General features: G+C 63.2%; 24 protein-coding genes. 8 read left to right on the forward strand and 16 right to left on the reverse strand.

Going from position 1 to position 20,102, the window contains the following annotated elements; all coding sequences use genetic code 11:
• Nucleotides 1–28: 28 nt before the first annotated feature.
• From LH365_RS08650 to guaB, 12 genes are all read right to left on the reverse strand, one after another.
• Entirely contained in the window at nt 29–1,447 is a 1,419-nt protein-coding gene (locus LH365_RS08650; RefSeq protein WP_226743245.1) for a PQQ-binding-like beta-propeller repeat protein, read from the reverse strand.
• Nucleotides 1,448–1,503: 56 nt separating this feature from the next.
• Nucleotides 1,504–2,235: a tetratricopeptide repeat protein gene (locus LH365_RS08655; RefSeq protein ID WP_226743246.1), complete on the reverse strand. Its 732-nt coding sequence runs from the start codon at nt 2,233–2,235 to the stop codon at nt 1,504–1,506.
• A gap of 170 nt (nt 2,236–2,405) precedes the next feature.
• A complete protein-coding gene (gene panB / locus LH365_RS08660; RefSeq protein ID WP_226743247.1) occupies nt 2,406–3,227 on the reverse strand; it encodes a 3-methyl-2-oxobutanoate hydroxymethyltransferase in 822 nt (273 codons plus the stop codon).
• Between the two features lie 47 nt (nt 3,228–3,274).
• Nucleotides 3,275–3,697 (reverse strand): hypothetical protein, encoded by a 423-nt coding sequence (locus LH365_RS08665; protein ID WP_226743248.1) that lies wholly within the window; start codon nt 3,695–3,697, stop codon nt 3,275–3,277.
• Nucleotides 3,698–3,702: 5 nt separating this feature from the next.
• Nucleotides 3,703–4,290, reverse strand: coding sequence for an RNA polymerase sigma factor (locus tag LH365_RS08670; protein ID WP_226743249.1), 588 nt, complete (start codon nt 4,288–4,290; stop codon nt 3,703–3,705).
• Nucleotides 4,291–4,326: 36 nt separating this feature from the next.
• Nucleotides 4,327–4,722 carry a DUF6249 domain-containing protein gene (locus tag LH365_RS08675; protein ID WP_226743250.1) on the reverse strand — a complete coding sequence of 132 codons (396 nt, stop codon included), beginning with the start codon at nt 4,720–4,722 and terminating at the stop codon, nt 4,327–4,329.
• 102 nt (nt 4,723–4,824) lie between these two features.
• A complete protein-coding gene (locus LH365_RS08680; RefSeq protein WP_226743251.1) occupies nt 4,825–6,711 on the reverse strand; it encodes an FUSC family protein in 1,887 nt (628 codons plus the stop codon).
• A 201-nt stretch (nt 6,712–6,912) separates the two neighbouring features.
• Nucleotides 6,913–7,260: an ArsC family reductase gene (locus LH365_RS08685; RefSeq protein WP_226743252.1), complete on the reverse strand. Its 348-nt coding sequence runs from the start codon at nt 7,258–7,260 to the stop codon at nt 6,913–6,915.
• A gap of 32 nt (nt 7,261–7,292) precedes the next feature.
• On the reverse strand, nt 7,293–8,843 hold the full coding sequence (guaA, locus tag LH365_RS08690; RefSeq protein ID WP_226743253.1) for a glutamine-hydrolyzing GMP synthase: 1,551 nt from the start codon (nt 8,841–8,843) through the stop codon (nt 7,293–7,295).
• A 48-nt stretch (nt 8,844–8,891) separates the two neighbouring features.
• The gene (locus tag LH365_RS08695) at nt 8,892–10,181 is read right to left on the reverse strand and encodes an RsmB/NOP family class I SAM-dependent RNA methyltransferase (RefSeq protein ID WP_226743254.1); all 1,290 of its coding nucleotides are present in this window, start codon (nt 10,179–10,181) and stop codon (nt 8,892–8,894) included.
• 3 nt (nt 10,182–10,184) lie between these two features.
• A complete protein-coding gene (locus LH365_RS08700; RefSeq protein ID WP_226743255.1) occupies nt 10,185–10,580 on the reverse strand; it encodes an MAPEG family protein in 396 nt (131 codons plus the stop codon).
• Between the two features lie 27 nt (nt 10,581–10,607).
• Nucleotides 10,608–12,065, reverse strand: coding sequence for an IMP dehydrogenase (gene guaB, locus LH365_RS08705; protein WP_226743256.1), 1,458 nt, complete (start codon nt 12,063–12,065; stop codon nt 10,608–10,610).
• A gap of 216 nt (nt 12,066–12,281) precedes the next feature.
• Between guaB and LH365_RS08710 the strand changes: the two genes are divergently transcribed.
• Both LH365_RS08710 and LH365_RS08715 read left to right on the forward strand, forming a co-directional pair.
• Nucleotides 12,282–12,425 (forward strand): hypothetical protein, encoded by a 144-nt coding sequence (locus LH365_RS08710; RefSeq protein WP_226743257.1) that lies wholly within the window; start codon nt 12,282–12,284, stop codon nt 12,423–12,425.
• 82 nt (nt 12,426–12,507) lie between these two features.
• Nucleotides 12,508–13,572 carry a metallophosphoesterase gene (locus LH365_RS08715; protein ID WP_226743258.1) on the forward strand — a complete coding sequence of 355 codons (1,065 nt, stop codon included), beginning with the start codon at nt 12,508–12,510 and terminating at the stop codon, nt 13,570–13,572.
• A 6-nt stretch (nt 13,573–13,578) separates the two neighbouring features.
• On the opposite strand, the gene LH365_RS08720 is transcribed toward LH365_RS08715, so the two are convergent.
• From LH365_RS08720 to LH365_RS08730, 3 genes are read right to left on the reverse strand one after another with little or no spacing between them, the layout of a single operon-like run.
• Entirely contained in the window at nt 13,579–14,058 is a 480-nt protein-coding gene (locus LH365_RS08720) for a polyhydroxyalkanoate granule-associated phasin (RefSeq protein WP_226743259.1), read from the reverse strand.
• 26 nt (nt 14,059–14,084) lie between these two features.
• Nucleotides 14,085–14,420, reverse strand: coding sequence for a DUF1523 family protein (locus LH365_RS08725; protein WP_226743260.1), 336 nt, complete (start codon nt 14,418–14,420; stop codon nt 14,085–14,087).
• Nucleotides 14,421–14,479: 59 nt separating this feature from the next.
• Nucleotides 14,480–15,196, reverse strand: coding sequence for an RlmE family RNA methyltransferase (locus LH365_RS08730; RefSeq protein ID WP_107872919.1), 717 nt, complete (start codon nt 15,194–15,196; stop codon nt 14,480–14,482).
• Nucleotides 15,197–15,287: 91 nt separating this feature from the next.
• Between LH365_RS08730 and LH365_RS08735 the strand changes: the two genes are divergently transcribed.
• From LH365_RS08735 to queA, 5 genes are all read left to right on the forward strand, one after another.
• Nucleotides 15,288–15,659 carry a hypothetical protein gene (locus LH365_RS08735; protein WP_226743261.1) on the forward strand — a complete coding sequence of 124 codons (372 nt, stop codon included), beginning with the start codon at nt 15,288–15,290 and terminating at the stop codon, nt 15,657–15,659.
• A gap of 68 nt (nt 15,660–15,727) precedes the next feature.
• On the forward strand, nt 15,728–16,192 hold the full coding sequence (locus LH365_RS08740; RefSeq protein ID WP_226743262.1) for a peptidylprolyl isomerase: 465 nt from the start codon (nt 15,728–15,730) through the stop codon (nt 16,190–16,192).
• A 21-nt stretch (nt 16,193–16,213) separates the two neighbouring features.
• On the forward strand, nt 16,214–16,618 hold the full coding sequence (locus LH365_RS08745) for a hypothetical protein (protein WP_226743263.1): 405 nt from the start codon (nt 16,214–16,216) through the stop codon (nt 16,616–16,618).
• Between the two features lie 105 nt (nt 16,619–16,723).
• Nucleotides 16,724–17,155, forward strand: coding sequence for a nitrogenase component 1 (locus LH365_RS08750; protein ID WP_226743264.1), 432 nt, complete (start codon nt 16,724–16,726; stop codon nt 17,153–17,155).
• Between the two features lie 31 nt (nt 17,156–17,186).
• A complete protein-coding gene (gene queA, locus LH365_RS08755) occupies nt 17,187–18,233 on the forward strand; it encodes a tRNA preQ1(34) S-adenosylmethionine ribosyltransferase-isomerase QueA (protein ID WP_226743265.1) in 1,047 nt (348 codons plus the stop codon).
• Nucleotides 18,234–18,341: 108 nt separating this feature from the next.
• Here queA and LH365_RS08760 read toward each other — a convergent pair whose 3' ends face one another.
• Nucleotides 18,342–19,472: an aminotransferase class I/II-fold pyridoxal phosphate-dependent enzyme gene (locus LH365_RS08760; RefSeq protein ID WP_226743266.1), complete on the reverse strand. Its 1,131-nt coding sequence runs from the start codon at nt 19,470–19,472 to the stop codon at nt 18,342–18,344.
• A 71-nt stretch (nt 19,473–19,543) separates the two neighbouring features.
• On the opposite strand from LH365_RS08760, the gene LH365_RS08765 reads away from it, so the two are divergent.
• The gene (locus LH365_RS08765; protein ID WP_226743267.1) at nt 19,544–20,056 is read left to right on the forward strand and encodes a GNAT family N-acetyltransferase; all 513 of its coding nucleotides are present in this window, start codon (nt 19,544–19,546) and stop codon (nt 20,054–20,056) included.
• Nucleotides 20,057–20,102: the final 46 nt, after the last annotated feature.

The following is a 20,102-nucleotide window of genomic DNA, read 5'->3' on the forward strand; positions in this document are numbered from 1 at the left end:
CCCCAAATGTTCAAAGCGGCGGCACTGCCTACTGAACGGCGACCAGCTTGGCCTTGTCGGTCAGGACGAACAGCTTGTCCCCCACGACGATCGGCGCCAGATAGGCGGCGTCGCCCAGTTTCAGCGTATCCTTGCGCTCGCCGGTCTTCGGATCGAAGGCGACCATCTCGCCTTCGGAATTGACCATGATCAGGCGATTGGAGGCCAGAATCGGACCGGTCCATACCGGCAGGTTCTTGTTCTTCTTTTCGCTGCCCAGACCGAAGAAGCTCTTCTTGGTCTTGTTGCGGCCCTGATTCAGATCGACCAGCCAGTAGACCTGACCCGAATTGGCGTTGGCCGCCATCAGCTCGCTTTGCAGGGTCGACAGATAGACGGCGTCGCCTGCCACCCACGGCGCATTGGTCGAATCGGCATTGACCGACCAGCGGCGCTGACCCGACTTGGCGTCCATGGCCGAGAAGACGCCCGAATGACTGGCGGCATAGACCAGACCGTTGGCGATCAGCGGACGGCCGGAAATGTCGCGGATTTCCGACAGGGCGTTGGTGCGCGACGATTGCGCCAGCGTCTGGGTCCACACCTGCTGCCCGCTGTTGGCGTCGATGCCGATCAGTTCGCCCGACGAGAACGGCGCGATGAACAGGCCCTCATAGACCGCCGGAGAGGTGGTGCGCAGGATACGCGCCGGCTCGACGATGGCCTGATAGGTCCAGGCCGGTTCGCCCGTTTCCTTGTTCAGTGCGATCATCTGATTGTCGACATCGCTGAAGACGACGACATTGCCGTTGACCGCTGGCGCAGCTCGCACAGGGCTGTCGAAGGTCTTGGTCCACAGGACTTCGCCCGAAGCGGCGTCCAGCGCCGCGGCCAGACGGAAGCCGGACGTGACATAGAGCTTGCCGCCCGAAACGGCCAGACCACCGCCGAAGGCGTCCTTGTCGCGGCGAATGTCCGGGTTGAGGTCGCGGGTCCAGGCTTCGTTGCCCGTATTGACGTCGAAAGCGCGGATGCGCGCTTCGCCGTCCATGGCGTAGATAAATTTGCCGTCCGACACCGGCGAGGCGACGACCTGAGCGGTGCGCGACGACCCCGCGCCGACCGACTTCGACCAGGCGACCTTGAACTGTTCGGCGGCGGCGGCGTGCTCGACGCCCGCCCCGATCGGGCCGCTGGCGAAGGGCCAGTCGGCGACCGGCTGCGGCGACGGCAGGTAGAAGTCTTTACCCGCCAGACGCTCCGAAGGCTGCACCTTCTGTTCGAAGGCGACGATGGAGATGCGCTCACCCTGCGTCGCCACCTCTTCCGGCTCGTCCTTCTTGAGCGGGTTGAGGTTGCTGATGGTCGAGCAGGCCGAAAGTCCGGCGCCGAACACCAGCGCCAGAGCCGTGGCGGTCAGTACACGACCGGCCTTGGAGCCAGTCTGGAGGGAAGTCTTTACCGTCATCGCCGCTTTTCTCATCAACGCAGTTCGTCGTGTTATCGGGTTATTTCTGAGGCAGATTACTGTTGGGGCATCGCCAGCGGCGCGGCCATCTGCGGCTGCGCCTTGACCTCGGGCAGCTTGACCGCCTGACGGGCCACTTCAGCGCCGCCGGAATCGATCAGGGCCACAGCCATCTGAGCGCGTTGCTTCAGCGGGTCGGAGGCGTCGAGCGAGAAGGCCAGAGCCTGAAGATCGCCGCGCGCCCCTTGAAGGTCGCCCTTCTGGATCTTGGCCATAGCCAGCGCTTCCTTGGCCAGCGCCGCGTAGGGACGACCTTCCTTGGTCAGCGGAGTCAGACGCTTTTCGACGTCGGCGAAGGGGACCTTGTCCATGAGGAGGAAGGTCGCCTTGAGCGTCGCCAGATCGGTCAGCAGCGGGTCGGAAGAGGCCTTGGCGGCTTCGTCGAACAGCTTGACGGCCTCGTCGGCCTTGTTGTCCTCGACCGCCAGACCGGCCAGTTGCGACAGAGCCAGCGCCTTGTAGCCCGGCGCGCCCGCATCGACGACCTTCTGGAATTCGGTCTTCGCCGCCGCCTTGTCGTTCTTGGTCAGGGCTTCCTGCGCCAGAACGTAGGTTTCGGAGGCCTTGCCCATGCGCGAGGTTTCCCACGACGTATAGCCCCAGAATCCCAGAGCCCCGATGAGGGCCACGGCCAGAGCGCCGCCCACCCACGGGGCGCTTTTCTTTGCGATGGTTGCCCAACGGTCCTGACGCAGACCTTCTTCGGCTTCCTCAAAAATATCGCTCACGTCTATTCCTTGTCTCAGAACACAGTCTTAGTCCGGCTTGGCTCGGACCGCACTGACGACCCCCGCCCGCAGCCCCCAGAAAACCCTACACCGGCAAATCTGGCGCGAACCTAGCCGCAACGGGCCGGATGCGCAATCATCATTAGCGGAACCCCATCAGGGTTCGCATTTTACTTTGCAAAATATGTCTCTTGTGGGGCCGGAAAGTCGCGGCTCCTGACATCTTTGGCGTAGGCGGCGGCGGCGTCAGAGATGGTTTCGCGCAGGGCGGCGTAACGACGCACGAACTTGGGCGACCAGTCGAACTGCCCCAGCATGTCGTCCACCACCAGCACCTGCCCGTCGCAGGCCGCCGACGCCCCGATGCCGATGGTCGGGGCCTTGACCGCCGCCGTGATTTCACCGGCCAGATCGGCGGCCACGCCTTCGACCACAATCGCAAACGCACCTGCTGCATCGGTATCGCGCGCTTCCTGCAGCACCTTTTCGCGCTCTTCAGGCGTGCGGCCCTTGGCCTTGAAGCCCCCATCGACATTGACCGCCTGCGGGCGCAGGCCGATATGGCCCATGACCGGGATGCCGCGCTGGGTCAGGTAGCCGATGGTCTGGGCCACGGTGGGACCGCTCTCGACCTTCACCGCCTGCGCGCCGGTTTCCTTGAGGATACGCACGGCGTTGGCGAAGGCCACTTCCCGATCGCCTTCGTAGGAGCCGAACGGCATATCGACCACGACGAAAGCCTTGCGTGCCCCGCGCATGACGGCCTGACCGTGGAGAATCATCATCTCCATAGTCACGCCGATGGTGTTGGGCAGGCCGTGGACGACCATGCCGACGCTGTCGCCAACTAGCAGGATGTCGCAGTGTTCGTCCAGAATCTCCGCCATCGGCGCGTCATAGGCGGTCAGGCTGACCAGCGGCGTGCCGCCCTTGCGGGCATAGATTTCCGGCGCGGTCAGGCGCTTGACGGGGGACTGGGTATGGCTGCTCACGGGAAGACCTTTCGCTCAGCAAGCCGAAGCTCGCATCGGGAACAGGCTCAGATGCCCTCTTCACGCATATTGATGAGGTAGAGCCCGACGATGCTCATACATAGCGAAAAGCTGACCCAAAAAAAGAGGGGCGACTGGGCGAAGGCCAAATAATCGGTGGACTTGCTTAAGGCCAGCGCCACCCAGCGCGCCGTCACGTCGGCCAGTTCACGCCCGAAACCGAGCCCGGCTTCAAAGGTCGCATCGGACGACGCGGCGCGCGCCGGTGTGGCCGTGGCCGGCGACAGACCCGGCACGCGCACGAACTGCATCAGGGCGTAGAGCCCGCCCAATATGCCGGCCAGGGCGATGAACCCCTGACGCAGCCAGTTCTTCGCGCCGAGGCGGCGGATCACCTGCGCCTGAAAAGCGGGTTCGTCGTCGAACCGCATCGGCGTCTGGAACAGGTTGTAAAGGTCTTCGTCCTTCATGAGGTCTACCTCTCGATCGCAGCAGGCATGGGCTCAACCATGTCCAGCATCGCTTTCAGTTGTGTCAGTCCCCGTTTGATATGGCTCTTGACCGTGCCGAGCGGCAGGCCCGTCTCGGTCGACACCTCCTGATGGCTCAGCCCGCCGGAGATATTCAGCGTCACGCACAGGCGCTCCACCGGTCTCAGGCGCGACAAGGCCCCGTCCAGATCGCGCGACGTCCCTTCGCGGCGTCCGGCCTGATAGAGGTCCGGCGGCGCCTCATAGGGCGTCACGTCCTCGACCAGCAGGTATTTCTGCGTCGTCTTCACCTTACGCAGGTAACGGCGCGCGGCGATCATCTTCAGCCAGTTGAGAAACGGACCGTCCGAGCGGTACTCGGTCAGGCGTTCATAGGCCGCGATGAAGGCCTCCTGCGCCATGTCGTCGGCATCGGCCCCCTGCGCCCCCATGCGCCGCAGATGCGTGCGCAACGCCGCCGAATGCCGCCGGACCAGTTCGCCGAAGGCTTCGGACGCGCCCAGCAGCGCCTGAGCGATCAGGTCGTGATCGCTCAGATGTCTGTAACCGGCTGTGGCGGGCGTGGCGGACATAGGTCAGTCTTTTTCAGGCTGGCGTCAGGAAAGGGCTCAGGACTTCTTCTGGCTGTTCAGGCCGATAATGCCCATGATCAGAAGGGCCAGCCCGATGAAGCCCGGAATGGCCGCAATGCCCGACAGGGTCTCGAACGTGTAGTCGTTGCCGACATAGTCCATAACCACGAGACCCAGCGCCACGGCGATCAGGATCAGGCCGGACCGGATGTCGTTGACCGGTGTCTTGATCTTGTTGAGCGCCGGCCCGGCCTTTTGCAGGCTGTCCAGATATTCCGGCGGCAGGGCCTGGCCCTTTTCGATGGCCAGACGGATGGTTTTTTGCGTTTCCGCGCGGTCCTTGGCGCGGAAATACATGATGATACCGATGATGAAAACCGGCATCAGGATGGCGATGATGGGGATGAGAAGCCCCGCTTCGAAACCGTACATGGAACGATCTCCCTTTAGAAATCACTCAGGCGAAAAGCCGCCTCTGTTGGATAAGAGGCTCGCATACGGGCGTTTGGATGCAAGGATAAGGATTAAATAAATTTAATCCGCCGCATGGCCGAATTTGAACACCGGCGCGGCGGCCTCCAGAGCGTCGGCGGTGTTGACCAAAGCGCGCTCGACGGCGGCATCGGCGAGCCTCAGATGGCGCAGTTCCGCCACCGTCTGCGCCGTATGGTCGGCGAATCCTTCGAGACGATGCAGGACCAGTGTCGCGCCCTCGCGGGCTTGCGGATGCGCCGCCAGCCTTTGCAGACGGGTGATGGCGTGGCCCAGATTGAGCGCCGCCAGAAGACCGTCGGGCGCGTCCTGCCCCAGCTTGCCCGCTCGCCCCAGATGCAGCATCAGTCGTAATATCTGGCGCGAGGTGTGCGGCCGCCACTGACGCGGATGCACCGGCCCTTCGCGGCGGACCATACGCTCCAGATCGCGGCGGATACGACTGGCGGCATCGGCGGCGTGATCGACGGCCTTGGGCGGATAGACAATGAAACCTGCGCAGACCGAGCCCATGCCGACCAGAAAGGCCAGAGACGACAGCAAGACGTGATCCACCGGAATGGCCGCCGCCCCGGCCTGACTGGTCAGCAGGAAGCCCATATTGCCCTCCAGCGCCGGCAGGGTTGTTTTGGGGCTGACGCGCGCGAGGCCTCCGATCAGCAGGAAGGGAATGAGCGACAGGTGGACTGCCAGCGGTCCCTGCAGGTGCGGTTGCAGGAACAGGCGATAGAGGATGGCCACCGCCACGCCGCAGACCATCCCCTTGAGCAGTTCCGGCGCGATCACCTGTGGCTTAGCCATCTGGCCCAGCACCATCGAGAAGATGCACACACCCATGGCCGTCAGCTCCGCCAGCGGCCATTTCGACCACCAGGCCAGTCCCACGGCGACAAGCGTTGCGCCCCCGGCGACCAGCGCCGTTCGGAGGGCCATCGAACGATCGCGATTGGGCGCCAGATAGATGGCCTTGTGCCCGAAGGATTCGGCATCGGCCTTCGACGACAGGGCGAACAGCCGGCGCTCGGCCTCGGTCAGTTGAGCCAGCGCATCGATCAGACGATCGACTTCGGGGATCAATTGCGATTTCGGCAGGGCGTGCAGCCATTCCGCGTCGTTCAGATGCTCAGCCAGCCCCTCCGGCACCGCATCGCCGCGCCGCCGTCGCGCCCGCACCGCCCGGCCTGCCGCCATAACGGCCAGCGTCGCCGCGATCAGCGCATCCAGATGCCGCAAACGGCGATAACCTTCGACCGAACCCGCCGAAATCAAAGCCGCGGAGGCCTCCACATCGCTGATGTCGGCCAGTATGCGGCGCTCGGTATCCGGGCTGTCGGGCGCTTCCGGCACGGCGATGGCTTCGGCGGCAAAGCTCACCGCCTCCTGCGAGATCAGCTTTACCCGGCGATACAGTTCATCGCGCGGCGACACCGGCGTGAAAAACCCGGTCACCAGCGTCACCACCGCCACGCCGATCAGGGTGCAGATGACCCGCGCCTCGGCCACCTCATAAGCCGATTGCGGCGTCAGCAACGACGGCAGGACCACGATCGCCGCAGTCATCCCGGCCATCAGCGCCCCGTATCCGTGCACGCCGCGCAATATGTGTGTCAGCCCGGCATTGACCGCCACCCATAGGGCCAGAAACACAATTCCCGCCAGCGGCCCCGCCGCCAGAAACAGGATGGCGAACCCCGCCCCTGCCCCGATCAGTGTCCCCAGAATGCGGAAAAACGCCCGCTCAAGCAGCAGGCCGCGCGACGGCTGCGACACCACCCAAACCGGCATGGCTGCCCAATAGGCGTGCTCGACGTGCAGCATCGACGCGATGGCAAAGGCCAGCCAGGCGGCAAAGGCTAGTCGCAGGGCCTGATGCACACCGCCACGGTCGATCTCAAGCCATTGCCACAATGCCCCGATGCGGGCCGTCATTTTTCCTCGCTTTAGTTGGAAGACGCAGGGGCCGCAGGCCCCTGCACCCCATTAGTGGGTGCGCCAACGTCGAGCCGCGTGCACGACGGTTGGTCTTATGGGGGCGAAGCCCCTTTTGTATCTGTGCCTCGCACGGTGCCATAGAAACACCCGGTGATGGGGTGTGGGGCCTGCGGCCCCACGAAATCTTCGACCTTAAACCTACCCAAACACCTTGGCATAGATATCCGGTTTAAACCCCACCGTCAGCGTTCCGTCCTTATCCAGTACCGGGCGTTTGATCATCGACGGGTTGGACATCATGAGACGGATGGCCTTGGCCTCATCGATATCGGCCTTTTCGGCATCGGACAGCGCCTTGAAAGTGGTGCCCGCCTTGTTGAGCAGGACCTGCCAGCCGACCTTGGCCGACCAGTCTTTCAGGTACGTCTCGTCTATGCCCACGGCCTTGTAGTCGTGAAAGGCGTAGTCGATGCCCTGCCCTTCCAGCCACACCCGTGCCTTCTTCATCGTATCGCAGTTTTTGATGCCGTAGAGGGTCAGTGCCATGGTCGGGGTCCTTTCATCCGTCTAGCCGAGACCTATTCCCACTCGATGGTGCCGGGGGGCTTGGAGGTCACATCGTAGACGACGCGGTTGACGCCGCGCACCTCGTTGACGATACGCGTGGCGCAGCGCCCAAGCACCGGCCACGGGAACTCATAGAAGTCCGCCGTCATACCGTCCGAGGACGTCACCGCGCGCAGGGCCAGCACGTCCTCATAGGTGCGCGCGTCACCCATCACGCCGACTGTCTTCACCGGCAGCAGCACGGCGAAGGCCTGCCAGATTTCGTCGTAGAGACCCGCCTTGCGGATTTCGTCGAGATAGATGGCGTCGGCGTCCTGAAGCGTCTTGACCTTTTCCGGCGTCACTTCGCCGGGGATGCGGATGGCGAGGCCCGGTCCGGGGAACGGGTGACGGCCGACGAACGGCTCGCTCAGGCCCAGTTCACGACCCAGCGCCCGCACCTCGTCCTTGAACAGTTCTCGCAACGGTTCGACCAGCTTGAGCTTCATATAGTCGGGCAGACCGCCGACATTGTGGTGCGACTTGATGACCGTAGACGGCCCGCCGTGCGGTGAGACGCTTTCGACCACATCCGGATAGAGCGTGCCCTGAGCCAGGAACTCGGCGCCATCTATTTTCGCAGCCTCCTCGTCGAAGACCTCGATGAACAGGCGACCGATGGTCTTGCGCTTCTTTTCCGGATCGAACTCACCCTTGAGCGCGCCCAGAAACTTGTCCTGCGCCTGCACATGGATCAGCGGGATATTGTAGTGGTCGCGGAAGAGCGTCACCACCTGCTCGCCTTCATTCTTGCGCAACAGGCCCGTGTCGACGAATACGCAGGTCAGTTGATCGCCGATGGCTTCGTGGATCAGCACGGCGGCGACCGAGGAATCGACCCCGCCCGACAGGCCGCAGATCACGCGGCCCGTACCGACCTGAGCGCGGATTTTCTCGATCATTTCCTGACGGAAGGCGGCCATGGTCCAGTCGCCCTTAAGGCCTGCGACCTCAAACAAGAAGTTGCGCAGCATCTGCGTGCCGCGCACGGTATGGACGACTTCCGGGTGGAACTGCACGGCGTAGAAGCGCTTGTCTTCGTTGGCGATAGCCGCGAACGGCGCGCCTTCGGACACGGCGATAACCTTGAAGCCTTCGGGGATGGCCGTGACACGATCGCCGTGGCTCATCCACACGATTTCCTTGTCGCCGACATTGGCGAGGCCACGGAACAGAGGCGTATCGGCGGTGATCTCGATTTCGGCGCGGCCAAACTCGCGGTGATGGCCGCTTTCGACCTTGCCGCCCAAGAGGTCGCACATCAGTTGCTCGCCGTAGCAGATGCCGAACACCGGCAGGCCCATGTCGAACAGGGCCTTGTCGACGGTCGGACCGGCTTCTACGACGCTGTGCGGCGAACCCGACAGGATGACAGCGTTAGGCTGGACGCTTTTCAGCGCTTCCGCCGCCTTGGTGAAGGGGTGGATTTCGCAATAGACGCCGCATTCGCGCACGCGGCGCGCGATAAGCTGAGTCACTTGCGATCCGAAATCGATAATCAGGACTTTTTCGTGATGCGACATGCGCCGGTTTTCCTATGGGTTTTTCTCCATTTGTGGAGAGTATTATCCTTATGGCTTGCGCCGGTATAACGAAACGAAGAACCCGTCCGTCTGACTGGTTCCGGGGCTGAGGCGCAGGCGGTGGCCTTGCGCGATATTTTTCAAAGTGTCTGCGCCTTCCAGTGTCACGGCGGCGCTGTCGAGCGCCTCGGCGACCGCGCGCGGTGCAAAGTCCGGATGATCGGCTTCGAAGCGGTCGGCGGTCATTTCGTTCTCGTCCGGCAGGATCGAGCAGGTGGCGTAGGCCAGCAAACCGCCCGGCTTCACCAGACGCGAGGCGCGGGCCAGAATAGCGCTTTGCAGTGCGTGCAGACGCGCCACTTCGCCCTCTTCCAGCCTGTGCGCGGTTTCGGGGCGGCGACGCCACACACCCGAACCGGAACAGGGCGCATCGACCAGCACCAGATCGGCCATGCCTTCGAGGTCTTCCATCCCCTCGCCATCCGGGCCAAGCTGACGCAGTTCGGCCTCAAGACCGGCGCGGGTAAGGCGCGGCTTGATATTGTTCAGGCGCGTCTTTTCGACGTCCGAAGCAATCAGACGGCCTTCGCCCTGCATGGCCTGAAGGAGCGCCAGCGTTTTGCCGCCGCCGCCGGCGCAGTAGTCCACCACCGTCATGCCCGGTTTGGCCCCGGCGAGGAACCCGGCCAGTTGCGAGCCTTCGTCCTGAATCTCGATCGTGCCCTGACGGAAGGCCGGCAGCGCGCGGACATTGGGCGGCGGATCGGCCGGCAGGCGCACGCCGAAGGCGGAAAACGGCGTCGGCTGCGGCTTATAACCCAGCATTTCCAGACCGGCGATCAGCGGCGCGCGGTCGCCATTGACGCGCAGGTCGATCGGCGCACGCGGCAGCATCAGGGCCTCGGCCTCTTTCAGCCAGCCGTCGCCATAGACGCCCTTCAGGCGCTCGACGACAAATTCCGGCAGGCCGGATTCCAGCCATTCGGGGGCCTCGCCATCGCCCGCCTCAAGTCGCTTGCGTTCCGCAACCGATAGCTTTGCCGGGGCGTAGCCTTCGCCATTGTACAGTGCATCGATCTCGGAAAGGCTTACGCCATCGAGGAAATGCAGCGCCCCAAGTACCAGCGAACGGCCCGACGACGAATCCATGGCAAAAGACAAGCGTTCACGCGCACGCAGGCATTGATAGACCTTATCGGCGATGGCGCGACGGTCCTTAGACCCCGCATAGCGGTTGTTGCGGCCCCAGTCCTTCAGCACCTCTTCGGCGGGACGGCGCGTCTTGGCCAGAAGGTCGAGGATGTCGGAGGCGGATTGCAGTCGGGCGGCGGGGGTCAATCTCTATCCCTGGAAAAAATAGGTCCAGACGCACATGGCCAGACCGACCAGCGAAAGGAGGTAGAAGGCGCTGCGCAGCTTGCTCCCCAGCGCATAGGCCGGAAAGTAGACCACGCGGGCCAGCAAATAGACATGTGCACCGAGGCGCGACACGTCGTCGGACTTCCCGGCGAAGGCCAGTGCGATGACGATCACCGCGAAGATGGGGAAGGTTTCCAGAAAATTCTGGTAGGCCCGGCGCATCCGGCCGGCGACGGGGCCGGTATCGAACTCGGTGTCGCGCGGGCTGGCGTTCCACTGGAAATAGCCGGGCTTGAGGGCGGGCGCGCCGGCGGCAATGAGAATCTGAAGCAGCCCCCACAAGGCGGCAAAGACCAGAACCTGCAATTCCACCGTCATGCCCACATTCCCTCTTTTCCGGCCTCTCTACTGGCGGTAGTTCGGAGCTTCGCGCGTGATCATCACATCGTGGACATGGCTTTCGCGCAGGCCCGCATTGGTGATGCGCACGAACTTCGCCCGCTTCTGGAACTCTTCGATGGTCGGCGCGCCGACATAGCCCATCGAGGCGCGCAGGCCCCCGACAAGTTGATGGATGACCGGCGCGATCGGGCCCTTGTACGGCACCTGACCCTCGATGCCTTCCGGCACCAGCTTCATCGAGTCCTGCACGTCCTTCTGGAAGTAGCGGTCGGCCGAGCCGCGGGCCATGGCCCCGACGCTGCCCATGCCGCGATAGGACTTATAGGAGCGGCCCTGATAGAGGATGATTTCCCCCGGCGCTTCTTCGGTGCCGGCAAACATCGACCCCAGCATGGCGGTGGAGGCCCCGGCGGCGATGGCCTTGGCCAGATCGCCCGACAGCTTGATGCCGCCGTCGGCGATGATCGGCACGCCCGTGTCCTTCGCGGCACGCACGCAGTCGGCCACGGCCGTCAGTTGCGGCACGCCGACGCCGGCGACCATGCGCGTGGTGCAGATCGAGCCCGGCCCGATGCCGACCTTGACGCCGTCGGCGCCCGCATCGATCAGCGAGCGCGTGGCGTCATAGGTCGCCACGTTGCCAGCAACGATCTGAACGTGGTTGTATTCGCGCTTGAGGCGCTCGACGGCCTGCCCCACCAGCGACGAATGGCCGTGGGCGGTATCGATGACCAGCACGTCGACACCAGCGTCGATGAGGAACTGCGAACGCTCGTAACCGGCGTCGCCGACGGTCGACGCCGCGCCGACCAGCAGGCGGCCCGCCTCGTCCTTGGCAGCCAGCGGATAGGCCTGCGCCTTTTCCATATCCTTGACGGTGATCAGGCCGACGGCGCGGTAGGCGTCGTCGACGACGATGATGCGCTCGATGCGGTGCAGCGCCATCAGGTCGCGCGCCTTGCTCTGATTGACGCCTTCGGTAACGGTGATCAGGGCGTCCTTCGTCATCAGTTCAGCGGCGGTCTTGGAACCGTCGCTTTCGAAGCGGATGTCGCGGTTCGTCAGGATGCCGACGAGACGATTAGTGTCGCGCTCGACCACCGGGAAGCCCGAAATATGGCGATGGGCGATGATGGCGCGGACTTCGTTGAGCGTCGTGTCGGGGTTGATCGTCACCGGATTGATGACCATGCCCGACTCGTAACGCTTCACTTCGCGGATTTCCTCGGCCTGACGCTCATTGGACAGGTTGCGGTGGATGACGCCCATACCTCCGGCCTGCGCCATGGCCACGGCCAGACGCGCCTCGGTCACGGTATCCATCGCCGAAGAGACCAGCGGGATGTTGAGCTTGATGGTGCGGGTGAAGCGGGTTTTCGTGTCGACCTGAGTGGGCACCACGTCCGAAGGACCGGGCTCCAGCAAAACGTCGTCGAAGGTTAGGCCTTCGCGTATATCCATAGCGGACTCTCCATTTTGCGGGTCGGGCTTAAGCGAAACCCCGCGCCGCGTAAAGGGGCACAGCCTCACTTTTTGGCAAATATTGTTTCAGGCGCCGGATATCGGGCGCCCATAATCTTGCCGCAACCCTTACTTAACCGTCTTTGTTGGCGAGGCCTTCACCGGTTTGGCCTAAACTGTCCACAGCACAGCGTCTCACCACAGAAAGATAACCCAGTGAGCCAGTTCAAGATCCGCACCGAGTACTGCATTGCCTGCTGGCTGGTGGAGATGTCCTACGGCCTGACGGCCTTTTTCCGTCAGGCGCGTTTCGAGGCCATGATGCGCACGCATCGCCTGAAACTGAAGCTGGCCGTCTGATTTATTCGGGCAAACCTTTCGGCGATATTGAATCTGTCGCAAACGCGTCCTAATCCTGCGGAGCAATTCCGGAGGCAAGGCGATGAAGCGTTTGGCGGCTGTGGCCCTTTTCCTGACCTTGGGCGTAAGCGGCTGCGCCCTTCTGCCCAAACCGCAGCCCGATCATGTGGATTTCGTCGTCATCAACGACACCCCCTATGACGACACCGACCGCGCCATGTTGGCCAAGGCTATTCCGGCGGTCAGGGATCGCAATCCGCCCTTTATCCTGCACGTCGGCGACATTCAGTCCGGCGGCGAGGTCTGCGGGCCGCCCGATGACGCCTTCGCCAGGCTGGTCTCCGACCTGAAGCCGATCCCGCTCTTCTATACTCCCGGCGACAACGAATGGACCGACTGCGACCGCAAGGACGATCCGGCCACGGGCAGGCGGTTCTCGGAACTGGCGCGGCTGGATATTCTGCGCAAGCGCTTCTTCGCCGCCCCGGCGGTAACCGACGCCAAATGGCGCTATGTCCAGCAACGGGACATGCCGGAAAACGCGCGCTTCGATTACGGACGCTTCGTTTTCGTCACCGTCAACCTGACGGCGACCAATAATGCCCGGGATTCGGTCATGGGCGACGATGTGAGCGCCGCCGCCAGAGCCGCCGATCAGCGCGACGCCCGCAATATAGACTGGCTGAAAGCCGCCTTCGCCCATGCTCGTCAGCGCGGCGCGGCGGCGGTCGTCATCGCCACTCAGGCCGATATGATCACCGAAATGAAGCCGGACGCCCGGTTCAAGCCCTGCACCGACGCCGTCGTCGACAACAAGCGCCTGTGCGATGGCTTCCTCTCGGTGAGAAGCGCCCTGATCGCGGATGCGCGCGCCTTCGGCAAGCCGGTTTTCCTGATCCACGGCGACACCGCGCCCTTCACCCTGACGCAGGGCGACCTGCCCGGCAGCGGCACAACGGACAAGGCGTCGAACCTGTGGCGGCTGAATACGGCGGGCGACGCCGGAGCGGACACGGACAAAAGCTGGGGCGTGCGCGACGTAACGGCGGTGTCGATCGACCTCCGCAAGGCCCAGCCGATCTCGGCGCACGGCCTCCTGACCGGCGAAATTCCGGGCCGCGAAACGCCGGGCCCGGAAGCTGATTAAAGCGGCTTATTTGTGCTTTTTAAGACGCTTGGCATTGGCCACGGCGCGGCTGTGCACCGGCTTGAGGCCATGTTCGGTCAGAGCCGCTGCCTTGCCCGACAGGTCGGCGGCATGGTTCGCCCCGCGCATCAGGCTGTCGGCCAGACGCGCCTGATGGGTCAGCGCCTCCGCCGCCGAACGGCTGGTGGCCAGCGCCGTCAGGTTCTGGCCCATATCCATCATGTTGTGAAAGGCCTGAGCGCTGACCTCATGGTTCAGATTCATCCAGTACTGACCCATGGCCATCAGGGATTCGGTGCCGGCCTCGAACTTCTCCTGCCCCATCAGCGTGAATTCGCGCTGATCCTCAAGGCTGGGGATGGCGTCGGCATTGGCCATGCGGTTGACGCGATGCGTGATGACCTCGGCGGAAGCCATCATCATTTCCGAACTTTTGAACGCCAGAGCGGTCCAGGCGAAGAACGGATTAAGCGGAAGTCTGGTCATTCGTTTCCTTGGGGTACGCATACTGTTTATGGAGCCGCTTCGGCTCTGGTTATGTTCTTGTACATCGATAGCACAGGAACACGAAAACCATAATAATTTATCCTGTAGCGCCCCGGCTTGTTAAGCTGGCCCTGAAGGTCGGAGGAATCGAATTTCAGATAGTGCAGGCTGTCGGTGTTGCGATAGGTGCCGGACGTCGTGAAGACCAGATAGCGGTCCTTGCCGCCTTCGCGCTTGGTCGTGGTGCCGGTGACCTCGACCACGGCCTGACCCGCCGTCCAGTACGGCGTTGTCGCCCAGCCCAGCACGGCGAAGGCAATAATACCCAAGACTGTAAAGATTACGGTTTTAATCTTACTCATATGGCGCCCCTTTCCGTCAGCCATTTCAAACGGGCAGACCTAAAGAGGCAATGTGAATCCTAACCCTTGAACCCTTGGGCCACGATATAGATTTCCGAAGAATCCGCACGACTCGACTTCGGTTTGAAGTGCTTCACATCGCGGAAGGCGAGTTTCAGCTTCAACAGCAGATGCTCCGTCTCACCGCCCTGAAACGCCTTGGCCACGAAGACGCCATTGGGCTTCAGATTCTCCAGCGCGAAATCCGACGCCAGTTCCAGCAGCCCCATGATCTTGAGGTGGTCGGTCTGACGATGGCCGACCGTATTGTGCGCCAGATCCGACAACACGACGTCTGGTTTGTCGCCCATCATCTCCATCAGACGTCCCGGAATGGCGGGATCGGTGAAGTCGGCCTCGATCATGTCGGCGCCGGGAATCGGATCGACCGGCAGCAGGTCGACGCCGACGACGTATTCCGCGCCGCGGCTCTTGGCCATCTGCACCCAGCCGCCCGGCGCGCAGCCCAGATCGACCACGCGCGAACCGCGCTTGAGTATGCGGAAACGATCGTCGATTTCCTGCAGCTTGAACGCCGCGCGCGAGCGCCAGCCCTCGGCCTTGGCCTTCTGCACGAAGGGGTCGTTCAGTTGCCGCTCCAGCCATTTGGCGGAAGACTGGGTACGCTGCTTGGCGGTCTTGACCGCCGTGTGGCCCTTGGCGCGGCCGGACAGGTTGCCGCCTTCGGGCGGCTTGACCATGCGGCGGCGCGGTTCTTCGGGGGTGTCGTTACTCATGCGGCGTCTATACCGGGTTTTGTCCCACACTGAAAATCATTTTGCCTTTATATGCGGCGGGCTAGGGTCGCGGCACAAGAGGAGACAACCGATGCGCCTTGTGCCGTTGCTCACCCCCACGCTGCTGGTGTTTGCCCTTACCGCCTGCAAACCGGTTGCGGTGACCGAGGAAGACCGGTCCTACGCCACGTCGGAGTCGGTGGCCGCCGTCGACGTTTCCGAAGCGCCGCTGGCCTATGCCGAGCCGTCGCTCAATCCCACCCGTGCCTCGACCGCGACGTGCCTTGAGGAAAAGGGGCAGATCGAGGCGGACAAGCTGGCGAAACGCTGCCGCGCGGTCAGCCCAGCGACCCATCCGCCGTGCCATGTCAACAATCCCTGCCTGATGATTCAGGGCGAGATCGAACGGTCCTGCGCCATGTACGGTCCGGACGAGAAAAAGCCGACGGAATGCGCGGGATAGCGTCCGATAAAATTTGTCAAAGCCTTGCGAATAGCCTATTCCAGCCCGAAGCCTAAAAGGAGACCTCGATGTCCGAAGATCTGGAAAACACCCTCATTCTGACGCTGGAAAGCGGTGAAGTGCGCATCAAGCTGCGCCCCGACCTCGCCCCCAACCACGTCGCCCGCATCAAGGAACTGTGCCGCGAAGGTTTCTACGACGGCATCGTCTTCCACCGCGTCATCCCCGGCTTCATGGCCCAGGGCGGCGACCCGGAAGGTCAGGGCTATGGCGGTTCGGGCAAGAAGATCAAGGCCGAGTTCTCCAGCGAGCCGCACGTGCGCGGCGTCTGCTCGATGGCCCGTTCGCAGAACCCCGACTCGGCCGACAGCCAGTTCTTCATCTGCTTCGCCGACGCCCGCTTCCTCGACAACCAGTACACCGTCTGGGGCGAAGTGACCGAGGGCATGGAACACGTCGACGCCCTGCCCAAGGGCGAGCCGCCCCGCGCACCGGGCAAGATCGTCAGCTTCAAGGTCGCTGCCGACGCTTAAGTCGTAAAGCAGGGGTATCAGATGCCGGTTGCAGGTCGTGTCGCTTTTACGCTGGACGCCACCCACCGGCGTCTGATCATCCGTTACCTCGGTCAGATCGACGGCTATGAGATCGTCAATGACGTCATAGCCTATCTCAAGACCGTCGAAGACTTCTGGACCTACGACGTCATTCTGGACATGCGCCGTTTCGACGGCGTCATCCTGAGCGCCGACAACGAAGCCTTCTCCAGGTGGTGGTACGCCGCTCTGCCCGTCGAAGATCCGGGCCACTTCACCGCAATTGTGTCTCCCGATCCGCATATCCACGCCCGTCTGGGCGTGTCGCAGAACCTGTTTCCCAATCACGTGCTGGCCGTGTTTCATACACTGGACGAAGGGCTGGACTGGCTGAAAAAATCGCGCGAAGCCCGTCCGGTAACCTGAAACCGCAAGAGGTTCATTTTGCACGCAAAACGTCCGTTTTTTGCTTTTATTAACGGGCTTATGCGATCCTGAAGGCCGTCTGAACCCGCCTCAGAGCCTGTCGCCATGTCCATGCGCTCCCGCCTGAACTTCTCGCAGAACGACGAGCAAAAACTCATCACGATCCGCTATATCGGCGATCTTGACGGGCAGACCATCGTCAACGGCATCGCCCGCTATCTGGAATCGGTGGGCGAAGTCTGGCTCTACGACATCGTCATCGATATGCGCCGCTTCGAGGGCTTCGTGCCCTTCGACGATCTGGGGCGGCTGGCGCGCCAATGGGCCACCATCGCTCAAGGCCGCGACATGGGGCGTAAGGTCGCCATCATCAGTCAGGACCCGCTGGTTCTCGCCCGCGCCAGCGCCTACCCGGCCACCTTCCCCACCCGCATCATCCGCATTTTCGGCGACAGGATGCAGGCCCAGAACTGGATCGAAGGCAAGGACGCCGGCGAAAATACCCACACCCATGCCGAAACGATCCACGCCTCTTGATTTTCGGAACGCAATCGCCTCTTAAGCGGGCATGAAGGTTTCCGATTTCGATTTCGACCTCCCTGAGGATCGCATTGCGCTGCGTCCCGTCACCCCGCGCGAATCCGCCAAACTGCTGATCGTGGACGGCGACACGCGTCAGGACCTGAGCGTCGGCGACCTGCCGTCATTGCTCAAGGCCGGCGACCTGCTGGTGCTCAACAATACGCGCGTCCTGCCGACCCAGCTCAAAGGCACCCGTGAGCGCGACGGGCAAAGCGTCGCCTTCGAAGCCACCCTGATCAAGTCGCTGGACGGTCAGAACTGGCAGGCCTTCCTCAAGCCCGGCCGCCGTATCCGGGAAGACGACCATCTGTCTTTCGGCGACCTGACGGCCCGCGTGCTCAGCAAGGGCGAGGACGGCGTCTACGTCCTGCGCTTCGAGCACGCGCCGTCCGAGGTCATCAACGGGCTGCACCGGCTGGGCGGCATGCCCCTGCCCCCCTATATCCGCTCCAAGCGCCCGGAAGACGAGCAGGACAAGACCGACTATCAAACCGTCTTCGCCCGCGACGAAGGCTCGGTCGCCGCGCCCACCGCCGGACTGCATTTCACGCCGGAACTGCTGCGGGCCCTGACCGACAAGGGCGTCCTGTTCGAGGAAGTCACCCTGCACGTCGGTGCCGGCACCTTCCTGCCGGTCAAGGTCGAGGACACCGACGACCACAAGATGCACGCCGAGTTCGGCGTCGTCTCGCCCGTATCCGCCGCGCGCATCAATGCCGCCCGCGCCGCCGGCGGCCGCATCGTCGCCATCGGCACCACCGCCCTGCGTCTGATCGAAAGCGCCTGCGACGACGACGGCGTCATCCATCCGTTTTCCGGCGATACGGCCATCTTCATTACGCCGGGCGTTCGCGTGCGGTCGGCCGACCTGCTGTGGACCAACTTCCACCTGCCCAAATCGACCCTGTTCATGCTGGTCTGCGCCTTCGCCGGGACCGAGGCGATGAAGGCCGCCTACGCCCATGCCATCGAGAGCGGGTATCGGTTCTTTTCGTATGGCGATGCGAGTTTGCTCAGCAATAGATCAAGATAAGAAGACGCAGGGGCCGCAGGCCCCTGCACCCCCAAAGTTGGAGCGCAAACGTCATGAGTTGTGCGCGGAATATGTGGTGGGGTGCAGGGGTCTGCGACCCCTGCGTCTTTATCCCTTAGACTTGAACCACGGCACCAAGCGCTTGAGTGCCTCTTCCACCTCCGGCGTCGAAACCGCGAAGCTGAAGCGGATAAAGCGATGGCCCTCGACCGGATCGAAGTCGATGCCGGGCGCGGTGGCCACGCCGGTATCGCTCAACAGGTCCTTGCAGAATTGCAGGCTGTCGTCGGTCAGGTGGCCGATGTCGGCATAGACGTAAAAGGCTCCGTCCGGCGGCGCTATATGGCTTAGGCCCAGTTCGGGCAGGGCATCAAGCAGCAAACGGCGATTGCGGCGATAGGTTTCGACGTGGCCGTCCAGTTCGTCGCGGCTGTCGAGCGCGATCAGGCCGGCGTGTTGGCTGAGCGACGGCGCGGTGAGGAACAGGTTGCCGACATAGGCGCGCGCCGCCGGCAGATGGCTTTCGGGGGCGAGGCACCAGCCCAGCCGCCAGCCGACCATGCTGAAATATTTGGAGAAACTGCTGACCACCCAGGCGTCCGGCGCGTGTTCGAGCAGGGAGCGCGCGAGGGCTTCGTAGGTCAGGCCGTGGTAGATTTCGTCGGAAACGATGCGGATGCCGCGGTCACGGCACACCTCGGCGATGGCCTTGAGTTCGTCGGGCGCGATCAGCGTGCCGGTCGGATTGGCCGGGCTGGCGATGATCACGCCGTCCGGTGCCGGATCGAGCGCGGCAAGGGCTCGCGCCGTCAGTTGGAAGCGCACCTCCGGCCCGCAGGGGATTTCCAGCGGCACCATGTTCAGCGCCCTCAGCACATTGCGGTAGGCGACATAGCCGGGGCGAGCCAGAGCGATGCGCGCGCCGGGTTTAAAGCCCGCGCTGAGGGCGAGCACCAGCGCCGGCGACGCGCCGCAGGTGATGATGAAGCGGTCAGGATCGACGCTGACGCCGTAGCTGTCGAGATAGTGCTTCGCCAGCCGTTGCTTCAGCGGTGTGCTTTCCCAATAGCCCATGCCCTCGGTGTCGAGTACGGTGTGCGCCACGTCGAGGGCGGCCTTGGGCGCGCCGGTCGAGGGCTGACCGAACTCCATATGGATGATCGAGCGGCCCTGATCTTTCAGGGCGTGGGCCAGTCGGCTGATTTCGATGGCGTAGAAGGGGGCGATATCGGCAGTCATGCCGCGGTTATACCCCATCGGACGCTGCGCACCAGATTGCGGACGTGAGAAAAGCACGATACGCCTTTGGCATGATCGAAACCCCTCGCCTTTTGCTGCGCCCGCATGTCCTTGACGACTACAATGCCCTGTGCGCCATGTTCGGCGATCCGGAGTTTTACCGCCTGTCGGGCCTGACGCCGCAGTCGCCGGAAGACGTCTGGCACCGCCTGCTGCGCTATATGGGGCATTGGACAGCCTTCGGCTGGGGCCTGTTCGCCGCCATCGAAAAAGACAGCGGGCGCTTCGTCGGAGAGACGGGCCTGGCCGACTTTCACCGCGGGCTGGGGCCGGATTTCGACCTGTCGCCCGAAGCCGCCTGGGCCATCACGCCCGCCTGTCACGGCAAGGGCTACGCCGTCGAAGCCGTCCGCGCCGCGCACCACTGGTTCGACGCCACCCGCCCGCAGCGCACGGTGTGCATCATCGACGGCAGCAATCTGCCGTCGCAGAAGGTTGCGGCAACGCTCGGATACACGCCCTTCGGCGACGCCAGCTATAAAGGGGCGACCATCACCAAGTATGAACGGTATCCGGCGACATAGAGGTCAGCGGGTTTACTCAACCGGCCCGTTTCTGTATGACGCCGCC

Source organism: Asticcacaulis sp. AND118 (assembly GCF_020535245.1).
Classification (GTDB): Bacteria; Pseudomonadota; Alphaproteobacteria; order Caulobacterales; family Caulobacteraceae; genus Asticcacaulis.

What these genes read in the sequence shown, in the direction of transcription:
- guaA (WP_226743253.1), bottom strand. Translation starts at nt 8,843, where the DNA reads ATGTCGCATCACGAAAAAGTCCTGATTATCGATTTCGGATCGCAAGTG.
- LH365_RS08735 (WP_226743261.1), top strand. Translation starts at nt 15,288, where the DNA reads ATGCGCCTTGTGCCGTTGCTCACCCCCACGCTGCTGGTGTTTGCCCTT.
- LH365_RS08720 (WP_226743259.1), bottom strand. Translation starts at nt 14,058, where the DNA reads ATGACCAGACTTCCGCTTAATCCGTTCTTCGCCTGGACCGCTCTGGCG.
- LH365_RS08760 (WP_226743266.1), bottom strand. Translation starts at nt 19,472, where the DNA reads ATGACTGCCGATATCGCCCCCTTCTACGCCATCGAAATCAGCCGACTG.
- LH365_RS08700 (WP_226743255.1), bottom strand. Translation starts at nt 10,580, where the DNA reads ATGACGGTGGAATTGCAGGTTCTGGTCTTTGCCGCCTTGTGGGGGCTG.
- LH365_RS08740 (WP_226743262.1), top strand. Translation starts at nt 15,728, where the DNA reads ATGTCCGAAGATCTGGAAAACACCCTCATTCTGACGCTGGAAAGCGGT.
- LH365_RS08730 (WP_107872919.1), bottom strand. Translation starts at nt 15,196, where the DNA reads ATGAGTAACGACACCCCCGAAGAACCGCGCCGCCGCATGGTCAAGCCG.
- LH365_RS08765 (WP_226743267.1), top strand. Translation starts at nt 19,544, where the DNA reads ATGATCGAAACCCCTCGCCTTTTGCTGCGCCCGCATGTCCTTGACGAC.
- queA (WP_226743265.1), top strand. Translation starts at nt 17,187, where the DNA reads ATGAAGGTTTCCGATTTCGATTTCGACCTCCCTGAGGATCGCATTGCG.
- LH365_RS08675 (WP_226743250.1), bottom strand. Translation starts at nt 4,722, where the DNA reads ATGTACGGTTTCGAAGCGGGGCTTCTCATCCCCATCATCGCCATCCTG.
- LH365_RS08750 (WP_226743264.1), top strand. Translation starts at nt 16,724, where the DNA reads ATGTCCATGCGCTCCCGCCTGAACTTCTCGCAGAACGACGAGCAAAAA.
- LH365_RS08680 (WP_226743251.1), bottom strand. Translation starts at nt 6,711, where the DNA reads ATGACGGCCCGCATCGGGGCATTGTGGCAATGGCTTGAGATCGACCGT.
- LH365_RS08670 (WP_226743249.1), bottom strand. Translation starts at nt 4,290, where the DNA reads ATGTCCGCCACGCCCGCCACAGCCGGTTACAGACATCTGAGCGATCAC.
- LH365_RS08650 (WP_226743245.1), bottom strand. Translation starts at nt 1,447, where the DNA reads ATGACGGTAAAGACTTCCCTCCAGACTGGCTCCAAGGCCGGTCGTGTA.
- LH365_RS08725 (WP_226743260.1), bottom strand. Translation starts at nt 14,420, where the DNA reads ATGAGTAAGATTAAAACCGTAATCTTTACAGTCTTGGGTATTATTGCC.
- LH365_RS08745 (WP_226743263.1), top strand. Translation starts at nt 16,214, where the DNA reads ATGCCGGTTGCAGGTCGTGTCGCTTTTACGCTGGACGCCACCCACCGG.
- LH365_RS08715 (WP_226743258.1), top strand. Translation starts at nt 12,508, where the DNA reads ATGAAGCGTTTGGCGGCTGTGGCCCTTTTCCTGACCTTGGGCGTAAGC.
- LH365_RS08665 (WP_226743248.1), bottom strand. Translation starts at nt 3,697, where the DNA reads ATGAAGGACGAAGACCTTTACAACCTGTTCCAGACGCCGATGCGGTTC.
- guaB (WP_226743256.1), bottom strand. Translation starts at nt 12,065, where the DNA reads ATGGATATACGCGAAGGCCTAACCTTCGACGACGTTTTGCTGGAGCCC.
- LH365_RS08685 (WP_226743252.1), bottom strand. Translation starts at nt 7,260, where the DNA reads ATGGCACTGACCCTCTACGGCATCAAAAACTGCGATACGATGAAGAAG.